Origin of the sequence: Corynebacterium casei LMG S-19264, assembly GCF_000550785.1 — a bacterium.
In the GTDB taxonomy this organism is placed as follows: Bacteria; Actinomycetota; Actinomycetes; order Mycobacteriales; family Mycobacteriaceae; genus Corynebacterium; species Corynebacterium casei.
In genome coordinates this window covers 2137892-2151433 of the sequence record NZ_CP004350.1, presented here as the reverse complement: position 1 = coordinate 2151433, position 13542 = coordinate 2137892, and the positions used below count along the sequence as shown (strand labels likewise).

The 13542-nt window shown below is 56.6% G+C and carries 13 protein-coding genes; 7 read left to right on the top strand and 6 right to left on the bottom strand.

The window, feature by feature from the left end; all coding sequences use genetic code 11:
- Positions 1–2 precede the first annotated feature (2 nt).
- From CCASEI_RS09860 to CCASEI_RS09850, 3 genes are all read left to right on the top strand, one after another.
- Positions 3–1013, top strand: a complete 1011-nt coding sequence (locus tag CCASEI_RS09860; protein WP_025387880.1) for a 4-(cytidine 5'-diphospho)-2-C-methyl-D-erythritol kinase — start codon at positions 3–5, stop codon at positions 1011–1013.
- A gap of 30 nt (positions 1014–1043) precedes the next feature.
- Complete coding sequence (locus tag CCASEI_RS09855; protein WP_025387879.1) at positions 1044–2912, top strand: ABC-F family ATP-binding cassette domain-containing protein; 1869 nt, start codon at positions 1044–1046, stop codon at positions 2910–2912.
- 150 nt (positions 2913–3062) lie between these two features.
- Positions 3063–3605, top strand: coding sequence for a hypothetical protein (locus CCASEI_RS09850; protein WP_006823028.1), 543 nt, complete (start codon positions 3063–3065; stop codon positions 3603–3605).
- Between the two features lie 360 nt (positions 3606–3965).
- On the opposite strand, the gene CCASEI_RS09845 is transcribed toward CCASEI_RS09850, so the two are convergent.
- Positions 3966–5051, bottom strand: a complete 1086-nt coding sequence (locus CCASEI_RS09845; protein WP_025387878.1) for an HtaA domain-containing protein — start codon at positions 5049–5051, stop codon at positions 3966–3968.
- Between the two features lie 214 nt (positions 5052–5265).
- Between CCASEI_RS09845 and CCASEI_RS09840 the strand changes: the two genes are divergently transcribed.
- Entirely contained in the window at positions 5266–5922 is a 657-nt protein-coding gene (locus CCASEI_RS09840; protein ID WP_025387877.1) for a hypothetical protein, read from the top strand.
- Between the two features lie 47 nt (positions 5923–5969).
- Complete coding sequence (locus CCASEI_RS09835) at positions 5970–6293, top strand: putative quinol monooxygenase (RefSeq protein WP_006822725.1); 324 nt, start codon at positions 5970–5972, stop codon at positions 6291–6293.
- Positions 6294–6451: 158 nt separating this feature from the next.
- On the opposite strand, the gene CCASEI_RS09830 is transcribed toward CCASEI_RS09835, so the two are convergent.
- Entirely contained in the window at positions 6452–7282 is an 831-nt protein-coding gene (locus CCASEI_RS09830) for a Cof-type HAD-IIB family hydrolase (RefSeq protein ID WP_025387876.1), read from the bottom strand.
- A gap of 36 nt (positions 7283–7318) precedes the next feature.
- On the opposite strand from CCASEI_RS09830, the gene CCASEI_RS09825 reads away from it, so the two are divergent.
- Both CCASEI_RS09825 and CCASEI_RS09820 read left to right on the top strand, forming a co-directional pair.
- Complete coding sequence (locus CCASEI_RS09825) at positions 7319–8365, top strand: 3-hydroxyisobutyryl-CoA hydrolase (protein WP_025387875.1); 1047 nt, start codon at positions 7319–7321, stop codon at positions 8363–8365.
- A gap of 23 nt (positions 8366–8388) precedes the next feature.
- Positions 8389–9093 carry a DUF1648 domain-containing protein gene (locus tag CCASEI_RS09820; RefSeq protein WP_025387874.1) on the top strand — a complete coding sequence of 235 codons (705 nt, stop codon included), beginning with the start codon at positions 8389–8391 and terminating at the stop codon, positions 9091–9093.
- Positions 9094–9111: 18 nt separating this feature from the next.
- On the opposite strand, the gene CCASEI_RS09815 is transcribed toward CCASEI_RS09820, so the two are convergent.
- The 4 genes from CCASEI_RS09815 to CCASEI_RS09800 all read right to left on the bottom strand — a co-directional run bounded on the left by CCASEI_RS09815 (position 9112) and on the right by CCASEI_RS09800 (position 13537).
- A complete protein-coding gene (locus CCASEI_RS09815; protein ID WP_025387873.1) occupies positions 9112–10416 on the bottom strand; it encodes a DUF6882 domain-containing protein in 1305 nt (434 codons plus the stop codon).
- A 23-nt stretch (positions 10417–10439) separates the two neighbouring features.
- Positions 10440–11564 (bottom strand): glycosyltransferase family 4 protein, encoded by a 1125-nt coding sequence (locus CCASEI_RS09810; RefSeq protein WP_025387872.1) that lies wholly within the window; start codon positions 11562–11564, stop codon positions 10440–10442.
- Positions 11565–11569: 5 nt separating this feature from the next.
- Positions 11570–12808, bottom strand: coding sequence for an NAD-dependent epimerase/dehydratase family protein (locus tag CCASEI_RS09805; protein ID WP_025387871.1), 1239 nt, complete (start codon positions 12806–12808; stop codon positions 11570–11572).
- A 123-nt stretch (positions 12809–12931) separates the two neighbouring features.
- On the bottom strand, positions 12932–13537 hold the full coding sequence (locus tag CCASEI_RS09800) for a TetR/AcrR family transcriptional regulator (protein WP_006822732.1): 606 nt from the start codon (positions 13535–13537) through the stop codon (positions 12932–12934).
- Between the last annotated feature and the right edge of the window lie 5 nt (positions 13538–13542).

Genomic DNA, 13542 nt, shown 5'->3' with positions numbered 1-13542 from the left:
TAATGAGTGACTGGGAAGATCCCTACTACCGTCTGCCGCGCAAGAACCCGAACTTGCAGCGCGTGTGGAAAGCCCGCGCGCATGCCAAGGTCAACATCCACTTAGGTGTTGGTCCAGCACGTGAGGACGGCTATCACGAGCTATCCACCGTGTTTCAATCCGTAGACATCTACGATGACATCACCTTAACCATCCGCGATGAGGTCATTGAACGCGGATACTCACCAGTTGTAGGACCACTGAAAATCACAGGCCCCACCGCAGCCGGTGTGCCTACCGATGAATCCAACCTGGTCTGGAAAGCCATCGACCGTCTAGCCGTGCACGTGCCTTTGACTTACCCACGCCTGGACGTGGAAATCCATAAGCGCATTCCGGCCGCGGGCGGCATGGCCGGCGGCTCCGCCGATGCCGCAGCCGCACTCATGCTGGCGCAGAAGCTCTACGCCACCTACTTTGAGCTTGAGATCGCAAGCGACGACATCCTCCAAGAAATCGCCGCTGACTTAGGCTCCGATGTACCTTTCACCATGATGGGCGGCACCGCCCTAGGAAAGAGCCGCGGCGAAGTACTATCACCCATGCTCACCCGCGGCACCTACCACTGGTGTTTCATCGCCTCCCACCGAGGACTGTCCACCCCGGAAGTATTCCGCAAACTTGATGCCATGCGGGAGGAATCGACAAGCGAAGCTGCACTTACACCCTCCCTGGATGTCACCGATGTGGCGCAGGCACTGGTGTCGGGCGATGTGCATCGGCTAGCGAAAGTGCTCAAAAACGACCTGCAACCTGCTGCGCTATCCCTGCGCCCCGACCTGCGTAAAACCCTCGAAGTCGGCAAAGACGCTGGCGCCTTGGCCGGCATTGTCTCCGGCTCCGGGCCGACGATTGCCTTCTTATGCGAGGACGCCGCGCAAGCGGAAGAAGTACGCACCCAAGTCACCTTGGAACTTCCCAAGACCCGCGGCTACGTGACCAGCTCGCCCGCGCCAGGCGTTCGTATTCTCTAAAGCACAAGCGGCTAAGATTGGGGACTAATTATGGCAAACCTCATTAACTTAGAAACAGTCACCAAGTCCTTCGGCCTGAAGACCCTGTTGGACAAGGTCTCCCTGGGCGTTCAAACCGGCGACCGCATCGGCATTGTCGGCGTCAACGGCGGCGGCAAAACCACCCTGCTGGAGGTGCTCACCGGCATTGAAGAACCTGACTCCGGCCGCGTCTCCCACAACTCCGGCCTGCGCATGGCTGTGGTGACCCAGCGCTTTGACCTGGATGAAACCATGACCATCGCCGACGCCGTGGTCAAACCCCTGGGCCTGGAAACCTACGAGTGGGCCTCCAACGCCAAGGTTCGTGACGTGCTGAGCGGCCTGGGCATTGTGGAACTGGGGCTCGATACCCAAGTGGGGCAGCTGTCCGGCGGTGAACGCCGCCGCGTCAATCTGGCTGCGGCACTGGTGCAAGATGTGGACCTCGTGGTGCTCGACGAGCCCACCAACCACCTCGACGTTGAAGGCGTGCAGTGGCTAGCCAGCCACCTGCTGGCGCGCCGGGTTGCCGTCATCGTGGTCACCCACGACCGCTGGTTCCTGGACACCATTGCGACGTTGACGTGGGAAGTCCACGACGGCCAAGTTGATGCCTATGAAGGCGGCTATAACGACTGGACCTTCGCGCGCGCTGAACGCGCCCGTCAGGCCGATGCGATGGAGCAGCGTCGACAGAACTTAGCGCGCAAGGAACTGGCTTGGCTGCGCCGCGGTGCCCCGGCACGTACATCCAAGCCGCGCTACCGCATTGAGGCTGCTGAAGCGTTGATTTCCAACGTTCCAGCACCACGTGACTCGGTGGAGCTCATGGCCTTTTCCAAGCAGCGCCAGGGACGAGTGGTTATTGAGCTAGAAAACGCCACCATCACCACCCCGGATGGCCGCACCTTGGTCGATGACCTGACGTGGCGCTTGGCGCCAGGCCAGCGTATCGGTCTCGTTGGTGTTAACGGCTCCGGCAAGACGACGTTGCTGCGCACCTTGGCAGGCGAGAACCAGCTTGCCGATGGCCGCCGGATTGAAGGCCAAACCGTTCGTCTGGGCTGGCTGCGCCAGGAACTCGATGACTTAGACCCCAACCGCCGTTTGCTGGACGCGATTGAAGATGTTGCCACGTATGTGCACATGGGCAAGAAAGAAATGTCCGCATCCCAGCTTGCTGAACGTCTGGGCTTTAGCCCGAAGCGTCAGCGCACCCCGATTGGGGACCTCTCCGGTGGTGAGCGCCGCCGACTGCAGCTCACGCGTGTGCTCATGGCTGAACCAAACGTCCTGCTGCTCGATGAGCCGACCAACGACTTGGACATTGACACCCTGCAGGAACTCGAGTCCCTGCTGGATTCCTGGCCGGGCACCCTGGTGGTCATTTCCCACGACCGCTATCTGGTGGAGCGCATCGCCGATGACACCTATGCGCTCTTCGGGGACGGCAAACTAACCAACCTTCCTGGCGGCATCGAAGAGTACCTTTCGCGCCGCGCTGCGGAGGAAGCCGCGAACCCGACCGGTGCACTCAATCTTGGTGAGGTCTCCAATGAGTCAGCAGCGACTAGCGGCGCTAACTCTGCTCCTAGTACTTCCGCTGCGGCACCATCGGCATCTGCTGTGCAGGCACAGCAATCGAACCTGAGCAATCAAGAACAGCGTGAGATTACTAAGAAGATGAACGCGCTGGAACGCAAGATGACCAAGCTAGACCCGCAGATTGCGAAGATCAACGCGGACATGGCGCGGGCTGCTGAAATCGTAGACACCGAAGCGCTTACCCGACTGGATGGCGAGCTAAAGACCATCGAGGCCGAGCGCGAACAGCTGGAGATTGAGTGGATGGAACTCGGCGAAGCGCTCGAGTCCTAGAGGTGTTCGGCGCAGTTGTGGAGTGCTTCTCAAACAGTGAAACACTAGCCTTAAATTATGCTGGCAACTTGATTACAAACCAATAAAGTTGCCGGTATTATCCTCACCCGCGCGTGCATGGGCTGGGGATGATATGGCAAGGTGGTGGGCATGAGCATTTCTCGTCGTCTTTCTGCAGTCGCGCTCGCGGGCGCACTGACCTTCGGTGGAACCACCGTAGCCAACGCACAGGAAAACCCAGTTGCGAACCTTTCTTCACAGGCACAGAGCCAGATTGATTCTGCCGCACAGCAGTTCATTTCCAGCCTGCCGCAGGAAGTTAAGGACGCCGCACACGACCTCGGTATTGAGCTGCCAACGCTTGCTGGCACCGCTGAAACCCTGCGTTACGGCACCGTGAGCCACCTGGAAGAAGCCGGCCACACCAAGCGCAACTCTGCGCAGTCAACCGCGCAGAAGTGGGCTAATGAGGCCGCTGCTGGCAAGGTCTCCTTCGACGACGGTGTTGGCCACGGCGCCGCTGATGCAGACAAGGGCACCGGCTCCATCCTGAAGTTGACTGAGAAGGAAGCCAAGGACCGCATCAACTGGCTGGATCGTGAGGGCAACCCGCACAATGACCCAACCGGCTTCGGCGTTGCTACCGCAACCGACGGCAAGCACATCTACGTTGCTGAGTTCTTCCTCAACTAATCCCTCAAGCTTTAGGCTCACGAGCCCCTAGCTCATAAGCCCCCAAGCACAACTTCCGCAGGATGCGGGGAAGTGCCTGGGGGCTAAAATATGACGTCTTCTAAGGCGGCACAACAAAGCACCGGCCTACCCGCACCCACAAAAGGTGCCTGGTAGACTGGTGCTTTTACCGTTCTAAGTGAAGGGCGGAACAGGCTATTACAGACCGAACTGCTTCAGGTTCTGGTTGATGTCGAAGCCTGGGATGAAGCCACCGTTAGCGATGGAGCCGGCAATGTAGTTACGGAAGGAAGTACGCACCCCCACTGTGCCTGTGCGCTGGTAATACCTACAGAGTCACCTGCTTGGCAGACGCTGGAGTCAGATGCGCCTGCGGATTGAGCGCCCGAAGCACCGGCGGTAGATGCCAGCCGCGGCAGTGTTGCCGCCGCCAGATTCGCCGGTGGTATCGCTCCCGGTGGTGTTGCCGACAGTGGAGTTGCCACCAGAGGTGGTTCCACCGGTACTGTTGGTGCCGCCGCCAGTGGTGTTGTTGGTGTTCGAGTCGGTATTGCCAGTGGTGTTTGAGCCAGTGGTATTGGAACCGGTGGTACCGGAGTTGGTGTTGGCAGTACCGGAGGTGCCAGCGCCGGAAGTACCGGAACCGCCCATGACGCGGTCGTAGAGGCGACCGGAGTTGTCCATGATGTTGCCGGAGTTAACGATCAGGCCGTTTACCTCGACCAGGGTGTCGTTCAAAGTGCCCACTAAACCAGCGATACCTTCGGTTGCGCCGGAGTCAGTTGCGCCGGTAAAGTTGGTGTCACTTCCGCCGCCACCACCAGATCCGCCGCCGGTGTCCTCAGGAGCCGGACCACATTCATCCTTTAGGGACAAGGTACCCACGGTGTTGTCCAGCTGAATACCAGCCTCATAGAAACCACCGAACACGTTAACGCCAGTGGAAGTCAGAGACGTGGTGCCCGCGAGGTTCACGGAGTTTGACTTGAAGTTTGCTGCGGAGTTGAGGTTGACGCTGGCGAAGACAACATCGTTGCCGGTTTCGATTGGGCCTGGCTCATGTGAGTTCATACCCTCAAACTTGCGGGAAGAGTAGTCCGCTGTGAGCCCTGCCTTGGAACCATCAATATGCATTGCGATATCGGACAGGGGCAGATCCAAGACCCCGTTGTGTCCAGTGAAGTTCACAGTGCCGCCGAATCGAACAACCCCCTTGCTGTCACCAGTGATGGAAGATGCAGAAGCGGGGTAGACAACGCTACCCCCAGATCGCGAAGCGCCGTCCTTCACAGTGATTGCACCGCGGGCGATGTTTCCCTCCACATAATTGCGGAAGGATTCCTTGACACCCCATGTGAAGGAACCATCTGAAACTGCGCGGTGGGTTTCATCACAAGTCTGTGCTCGTGCCTGTGGAAGAACAGAGATTGATGCAGGTGCAAACAACGTGCCTCCTGCAATAGCTGCTGCCGCTAGGGTTGCGGATATCCTACGAACTACGAGGGGCTTTATCGACATTTGTGGTTCTTTCGATTATGAGTAAACAATTAGGGATCTGCTTGATAGCTTGTTCTACTAGGGGCATCTGGTTAGGCTATCTTAACGAGGTAAGGCTAACTTTATACAGCCTAGAAAGCAGCAAGGAGAGGCATGTCACAAGGTGCGACGGAAGCAAGTTCGGGGGGCTTTCCACGATGGAGAGATTGCACGCAGCGGAGAGGCAGACCAGGCTATTGAAACCGACCGCGCCGTCGGCCGGGCATTCGCTTCGATTTACCCCGATGTCAACCCCGCAGTAGCCATTGGCTCGAGCACCACCGAGCGCATCGGTTTAGCTGTAGCGACAGGTGTATTGGCATTTGGTGGCGCGATGGGAGATTTGATTATCGCCGGGGCCGGATTGGTCCTGGTGCTTTTCTCTGTTATCGCGGCGAGTTTGAAGACTCCACGCCGTGTGCGCAATGAAGCGCGCAGCCGCTTCCCGCGTCAAGATTGGGCTGAATATAAGTCCAAGAATGCACCGTGGATGTTGGGCTGTTGGGCCATCATCATCGTGATTGTGGCGCTCGCGCTCTTCTTCGTTCCGGAAGACCAAAAGATCATCGGTGCAGTAGCCGCCGGTGTCATTGCAGCAGGCCTCATGTGGTCATGCCCAGGTATTGCACCGCAGCGGAAGAAGCGTCGTCGCAAGAAGAACGCCGTGGACGAAGACTCTGAGGATTATGACTCTGAGGACTACGCGGATGACTCGGATGGATCAACTGAGCTTGATGATGACACGAAGTTTTGGGATGACATCGTCGAAGAAGCGAAGTAATGCCTTTATCCGTGAAGTTCTTTTGAACCGTGGGTACTATGGGCGCCATGATCTTCATTAACGTTAAATTTCACGTAAAGCCCGAGTACGCTGATACCTTCCTCGATGACATCAACTGGTACACCGAAGCCTGCAACGCTGAGCCAGGTTGCTTGGAATTCAAGTGGTTCCGCGACCCTGAAGATTCCCAGCGCTTCCTCCTCGTAGAGGCATACAAGGACGGCGAGGATGTAACCCACGTTCAAAGCGAGCACTTTGAGCGCTCCTGCAAGGAATTCCCTCAGTACCTGCTCGAAACTCCGGACATCATCAACTTCAAGATTGACGGCAAGACCGAGTGGGACAAGATGGCCGAGTTCAAGGTCGACTAGTCCACTAGCCTAGTCAGTTGGAATAACCAACTGGCTAGAATCAAACAAGCCCGCTGCTATAACAAGAACCTGAAGAAATCAGGTCTTCATAGCAGCGGGCTGTTGTTTTATCCAGTTATTATATTCACCTCAAGTTGGGTGCCTGAGCGTATGTGTGCCTACCTATTCGCCCGCTGGGTTTCGACTTCAGCTTGCATCTTGTCGAACCATTCGGTGAGAACAGTAATTACACCGTGGTCGAGGTTGGAAGGTGCGATGAGGTCGGCGATTTCTTTCAGCTTCGGGTGAGCGTTGTCCATCGCAACTGCGGTGCCGGCTTCTTGCAGGAGCTCAAAGTCATTGAGGTAGTCACCGAAGGCTGCGGTTTCCTCGATGCTGATTCCGAGTTTCTCAGCCATGTGATGAAGGGCCGCGCCCTTATTCGCTCCGGCGGGCATGATATCCACCCAGGCTTGGCCGGATACAGCAACGTTGTGGTCGGGGATAGCTTCAAAGATAACCGGAGCGATGAACTCTTCCGAACCAGCAGCGCAATAGATCGCCACCTTGATGATGTCAGAGCCTTCAACCATTGAGCGCAGCTCAGCAACGCTTTCACGCGAGTAGTAGTACTTCTCCAACTGGGTGAAAGTATCCGGGTTGGCGTCCTCGGAGACGTAGCCGACGGTTGGGGTGCACAGCACCACATCGTGCTCAACAGTGACGGACTGCAGTGCATCAAGAATGCGGTACACAGCGTCATCGGGAAGCACGGAAACGTCAATGATCTTGCCCTGGTGCGCAATCGCGGTGCCATTTTCGGCGATATATGAAAGGTCATCGCCAAACTGGTCTTGCAAAGTGGCTAGCTGGCGGCCCGAGGCCGGAGCGATAACTACACCGAGCTCCTCCGCGCGCTTGAGCAGCGGCCAGAAATCTTCTGGCACCTTACTCTCGCCATCTAACAAAGTGCCGTCCATGTCTAGGGCGATGAGTCGCGGATAAACCATGAGAAAAACCTCGATACTTGTGTAAAACTGGGGTGCATGACTGAAACTGCTGAATCAACCGCACCTGTACTTACGTCAGTTCGCCAGCGTACCGGACTCATCGAATTGAACCGCCCCAAGGCGCTGAACTCGCTGACTCCAGAGATGATTGACATCATCGGGGATGCTGTCCGGGCCTGGGAAAACGATGATTCCATCGACCAGATCGTGTTGTACACCACCAACCCAAAGGCATTCTGTGCCGGCGGTGACGTGCGCTATGCGCGCGACAACATCGTCGATGGCAACGCAGGTGTCGTGGATGATTTCTTCGCCAGTGAGTACACGGTCAACGGTGAGCTTTCTAATTGCACCAAACCGCTAATCGCCATCATTAATGGTGTGGTCATGGGCGGTGGACTGGGCATTTCCATCCATGGCTCGCACCGCGTGGTGACAGAAAATGCCTTTGCATCCATGCCAGAGATGTCCATTGGCTACTTCACTGACGTGGGTGTTTCCCACGCCGCGCAACGCATGGTGGGCACTCGCGGGAAGTCTTCCACGGCCTTGGCTAAGTACTGGTCTATTACCGGCTACCGCATGTACGCCGCAGACATGCTCTGGTCTGGTGCGGCAACGCACGTGGTCAAGGACGCAGACGAGATTCTAGAGGCAATCATCGCCCACGGCGTCGAGGCTGCCTTGGAAAAGCACTCCTATGTGCCAGAAGAGGAAGCACCGTTGGCCAGCGTTATCGAGCACATCGAATCCACCTTCAACCGCGCAACCTGGGCAGAAATCCAAGAGGCATTGAAGGCTGCGGATAAAGACTTTGCGAACCAGACCGCAGAGTACTTGGCATCGGCATGCCCAACCTCAGTTGTTGCCTCCAATGAGCTGTTTGAAGCCCACGCGAAAGAAGACGACATCGTTGAGGCACTCAAGCGCGAAGAATCCTTGGGCCGCTACATCCGCTCCCGCGATGATTTCATCGAGGGCGTGCGCGCCGTGCTGGTGGAAAAGACCCGTGACGCCGCCTTCAACCCAGCGGATACCGCTGAGGTCGACCTAGACGCCATCCACGAGGCCCTAAAGATCTAGGGCTCATTTGATAGGCTCAAGCCATGGCCCTACACCGTGAACCGCAGATGCCCGAGCTGAAGAATCCACCCTGGATTTGGGTATGGCTGATTCTGGCCACGGGCGGATTTGCGCTTCTAGCTGTGTATTTCAACTGGGAAGAGATACCAGATCCATTCCCTTCGCATTGGAATGCGCGTGGGGAAGCGGATGCCTTCACGGAGAAGACGTGGCAGCAAATGATCTTCATGTTTGGACTGCCCACATTAATTTTCACGGCAACGGTTGCTGGTTCTTTCGCATTTATGCACCAGCATGCCAAGCATTTACGGGGCGAGGACTGGAAGATCGCGCGCTCGCGGGCAATGACAAATTCCATGCTCAAGCCCCTGGGGCTGTGGATGTTCGTTCTCAACCTGATCATCGTGGTGAGCATGTATTTCTCCATCACAACGGTGGAGATATTCTCGCCACTCCTCATCGTCGGCTTAATCCTCGTGGTGGTGGCCTTGCTGTGGCAGATGGCAGGGGTCCAAAGATGGGTTGATGAGCAATATCCAGATCCCAAAATAAGCAAGCACATGAAGTGGGGAATGTTCTACTACAACCCGGAAGACCCCAACATGATGGTGCACCGCGATCTCAACAGCACATTCAACATGGCGCACAAAGGCTCTTGGGTCGCGATGGGTGCGCTACTCGGCCTGCCAGTCATCCTGGTTGCAGTGCTCATCATCGCGACGCTCTAGGAACGCTCTAGGAACTCTTTAGCGGCTGGGCACCTCAGCGCGATGGGCACCGCGCATGGCCTGGTAGGCCTCAAAAGCACGGTTGGAATTGATGTGCGCCGGTGGGCCATATTGCAGGACAGCAGATTCAACGGCTGGGCTGAGGGCAGGCAGTTGCAATTCGGGGGCATCGATAAGAGCAATGCCTGTGGTGTCTTCGTTGAGGTGAACCGTAACCACCTTCCACATATTCAAAATCGGCATGGCAGCCTGGGGGAGGGCTAGCTCGCGCGCGGTGTCGGCAGGAAGGCTTTGGCGTACCAAAGCGGGCACAAGCTTATCGATGCCAAATTGACGTAACCGGTTAGCTGGGGTCTGCCAGCGCAGCTTAGCCAACTGCGAATCAGCCCACGCCCAGGTGAACACGCCCTCGTTGACGGTGGCGATAATGACCGCGTTTGCTTCAATGTGTGCGCCCTTATCAATGAGCACGTGGCCAGATTCGAGGTTGATGGGTACATGTTCTTGCGCTGCTTTGGGATAGTTCGCGCTAAACCACATGGCGTGCTCAATGGCGCAGAAATAACCATCGGCGCTGATGTCTTCTAATTGCCAGTTAAAGCCCGGTGCGTTCGGGGCAGACAGCGAGCTGATGCGCTCATCAAGGAAATGCACAATCAGGTCCACGTGTGCGTCGGTTGCCTGGTCCGCGCCATGAATGCGCAGGCCGTGGTCCGCTTCTTCAATGCTTAGTCCCCGTAAATGGGCAAAGGCGGTGACAGCGCGAACCTCATTGAGCCCGCTAACCAGCGGATCCCCGATGCTTTCAATGAGTACCTTTTCAAAAGGAATTTGGGTAGCTGAGGGAACGGTGACGGAACCTTTGGCTGGGTTGGCTGTGGCGATATCGACGGAGATGGCTGCCTTGGAGCCGTCTGATTGATTGGCAATCAAGATGCTGTTGCCGCTCTCGAGCGCGCGGGCCGCGGCGAGAATAACCTCAGAAGCTGGTTGTGCACCGTTAAGCTCAGGAATCGCTGGGCTGCCATCGTGGGATGTGGACCAGGTCCATTGCCCGTCTTTGAGCACAGCAATGCGCTTGCCGATGAGATCTAAAGCGCCGGAATTGGAATAGAACCGGACCTGCACGGGGAGGTCAGCTGCCTCAGCCTCGACGGCCGCAGGTTTGGCCTCAGGCTCGGGGCTGTTCTGGAAATTGATCTCAGTTCCAGTAAAGCCCCTGACGGAGTCTTCTAAGCGGCTCATGAGGAAATCTTGCTCGTGAGCTATGAAAAGACCGTCGGCGGCGAGGTCCCGGATCGTCTTCGGCTGCGTCAGATTCATGGCTAGCAGTCTACTTGGTAGATCTACCCAATTGCCTTTTCATACGCCGCAACGAGTGCTTCAGTGGACTCGCGCCAGGAATATCGCTCTGCTTCCTTACGCGCGTTATCGCCCATCTGTGCGCGGCGCTCAGAATCCTGCAGAAGCCCGATAATCGCCTGCGCCCAATCTTCATCCGTTCCGTCCTCGGCAATGAGGTGCCCGGTTTCGCCTTCATCGATGACGAAGGGGATACCGCCCGCGTTCGTGCCCACTACCGGCACACCGGAAGCGAAAGACTCTAAGGCAACTAGACCGAGTGTCTCCGTCTTGGACGGGAAGACAAACACGTCGCCGCTGGCGAAAGCGGCTGCGAGGTCCTCGCCGGAAAGGTAGCCGGTGAAGGTGGTGAAGCTGTCATCGAAAGACTTCTGCAGCTCTTCCAAATACGGACCGCCGCCGACAATGCCAAGGCGTGTGCCAGGAACGTGCTTGCGCACAATCTGCATCACGTTGTTTAAACGCTCCAGGTCTTTTTCCCGCGAAATGCGGCCGATATAAGACACCAGGGGCGAATCCGGGTGATTATTAGTCAGCAGGTTGCGCGCCTTGGGCGTTGCTTTGGCAGGGTGGTAGCCCACGGTATCCACGGCCTTTGGCCACAGCGTGAGCCTTTCAATGCCCATGTCGGTGGCCTTTTCAATCATCGGATCCGAGGTGCACAGATTCACCTGGGCCTGATTGTGCAGGTAGCGAATAGCACCCGTGGCCATGCCGCGAGTCCAACCAATGCCGAGTGCATCGACGTAATCGGGCACGTTGGTGTGGTAGCTGCAGACCAGGGGATAGGCATCGCGCTTCGCCGCGAATACACCAAGTGCCGCGGACCAGATGGGATTGACGGCATGGATGACATCCGGATCAAAATCGCGCATGCGCTTCCAGAACTTAATGGGTGGTACCGCAAACTTGATTTCCGGATAGACCGGAAAAGCAAAAGACGGCAGACTGTACACCTTAAATCCTGCATAGGATTCAGGCGGATTACCAGGGGCGAAGATGACAACCTCGTGGCCCATCTCCGCGAGCTGGTCCAACGTTCGGGTCAGACGAGTGACCACACCGTCGATTTTGGGCAGGAAAACCTCAGTGACTATCGCAATACGCACGTGTTCTAGGCGCTTTCAGACAGTCCTGATCCTGCTGCCACACGCGCAGACTCTTGCTGTTCAGGCACGCCTGCCTGCTGCGCCGAAGTCCACAAAGACTGCGCGGGGATCTTTGAGCGGTCCACGCGGTCAGCGTACTTGCGCGCGACATCTTCGACTTCCTGCAACAGACCTTCGGACAAGGTGGTTGGCTCGAGACCCAATTCCAAGAAGGTGTCATTGTGCACGTGCAGATCATTTTCTGCTGATTCCTTGCGTGGGTTTGGCACGTAAGCCACCTCGGCGGAAGAAATCTCGGCGATGAGCTCAGCCAAATCACGTACGCGGTGGGTCTCTGTCATCTGGTTGATGATCTTGACGCGGTCGCCCTTTGCTGGAGCGTTGTCCAACGCCAGCTCGATACAACGCACCATGTCGCGGATGTGGATGAACGCGCGGGTTTGTCCACCAGTGCCGTGCACGGTCATTGGGTAACCAATGCCAGCCTGGATGAGGAAGCGGTTGAGAACCGTGCCGTAGTCACCGTCATAGTCGAAGCGGTTGATTAGGCGCTCATCTTTGATGGTCTGATCGGTGTGGGTGCCCCAGATGATGCCCTGGTGCAGGTCAGTAATACGCAGTTCATCATTCTTGGCGTAGTACGCAAACAGGTGCTGATCCAGCACCTTGGTCATGTGGTAAACCGAGCCCGGATTTGATGGGTACAGGATGGACTGATCAACCTGGCCGCCCTCCGGTAGGTTGACCTGGATGTCCAGGTAGCCCTCTGGGATCTTCATGCCGGCGGTGCCGTAGCCGTAGACACCCATGGTGCCCAGGTGGGCCACGTGGATGTCCTGGCCGGATTCCACAATTGCCGCCAACAGATTGTGGGTGGCGTTGATGTTGTTGTCTACGGTGTAGCGCTTGTTGCGTGAGTTCTTCATGGAATAAGGAGCCGCACGCTGTTCCGCAAAGTGAACGATGGCGTCGGGACGTTGGGTGTTGATGAAGTCCAACAGGCCGTCGTAGTCCTGCGCTACATCGATGTTTTCAAAACCAATGGTCTTGCCGGAGACTTCTTCCCACGCAGCGATACGAGTATCAATATCGGAGATGGGGGTCAAGGAGTCTGCGCCCAGTTCTTCGTCGATTGCGCGTCGTGAAAGATTGTCGATGATTATGACATCGTGTCCTTTGTCGGACAGATACAACGAGGCAGGCCAGCCACAAAAACCGTCGCCACCGAGAATCGCAACTTTCACTTTGAACTCCATTTAAATTCGCGGACAAGAATTGGCACTTTATCCAAAGTGCCCTTTGAACGACAATACCCCCGACTCCAACAGTTTTCCTGTTGGGTCGGGGGTTATTGAGCTATCTGTTAGTTATCTAATAGCCCTCAACGTGGTGAAAGCCCTGCGGATGTAGGCTTCTTTGTCTGCTTCAGTGGCAAGCTCGTGGGGGGATTCAACCTTCAGCCGTGCTAGCTCGGAAGCGCCCCACACGATTGTGGCTGCACCGACCTGCAAGCTGAGCGCGACCTCAAAATTATCCATCTCTGGATAACGCCGCGCAAAAGAATCCTGGAACTTGACCAGCACCTTGATAACTTCCTCATGATGCGGGATAAACCGCTTGCGTGCCAGCATGTGTTCCTGAATTTGAAACAGCGTGGCAATGGAGCGGAACTCGCTGCCTTCTTTGACGATTGCTTCAACGGCGATGTCTTCAAAGACTTCCGTGATCGTCATACCCTCTGGGTAGGTTTCAATCACCGGCACGAAGTCATCAATGGTGTCCACACAGAATTGGAACAGTGCTTCATCGATGCTGGGGAAGTAGTTGTGGAAGGTACGAACCGAAACGCCTGACTCTTTGGCAACCAGCACAATGGTGAGGCCTTCGAAGCCCTCGCGCAAAAGGATTCGCGCGGCAGCTTCTGAAATGGCACGGCGGGTGGCCAGTTTCTTGCTTTCTCTCAAACTAGCCATTGACC

Coding starts and splice junctions, on each gene's coding strand:
- CCASEI_RS09860 (WP_025387880.1), top strand. CDS start 3: ATGAGTGACTGGGAAGATCCCTACTACCGTCTGCCGCGCAAGAACCCG.
- CCASEI_RS09855 (WP_025387879.1), top strand. CDS start 1,044: ATGGCAAACCTCATTAACTTAGAAACAGTCACCAAGTCCTTCGGCCTG.
- CCASEI_RS09850 (WP_006823028.1), top strand. CDS start 3,063: ATGAGCATTTCTCGTCGTCTTTCTGCAGTCGCGCTCGCGGGCGCACTG.
- CCASEI_RS09835 (WP_006822725.1), top strand. CDS start 5,970: ATGATCTTCATTAACGTTAAATTTCACGTAAAGCCCGAGTACGCTGAT.
- CCASEI_RS09830 (WP_025387876.1), bottom strand. CDS start 7,282: ATGGTTTATCCGCGACTCATCGCCCTAGACATGGACGGCACTTTGTTA.
- CCASEI_RS09825 (WP_025387875.1), top strand. CDS start 7,319: ATGACTGAAACTGCTGAATCAACCGCACCTGTACTTACGTCAGTTCGC.
- CCASEI_RS09820 (WP_025387874.1), top strand. CDS start 8,389: ATGGCCCTACACCGTGAACCGCAGATGCCCGAGCTGAAGAATCCACCC.
- CCASEI_RS09815 (WP_025387873.1), bottom strand. CDS start 10,416: ATGAATCTGACGCAGCCGAAGACGATCCGGGACCTCGCCGCCGACGGT.
- CCASEI_RS09800 (WP_006822732.1), bottom strand. CDS start 13,537: ATGGCTAGTTTGAGAGAAAGCAAGAAACTGGCCACCCGCCGTGCCATT.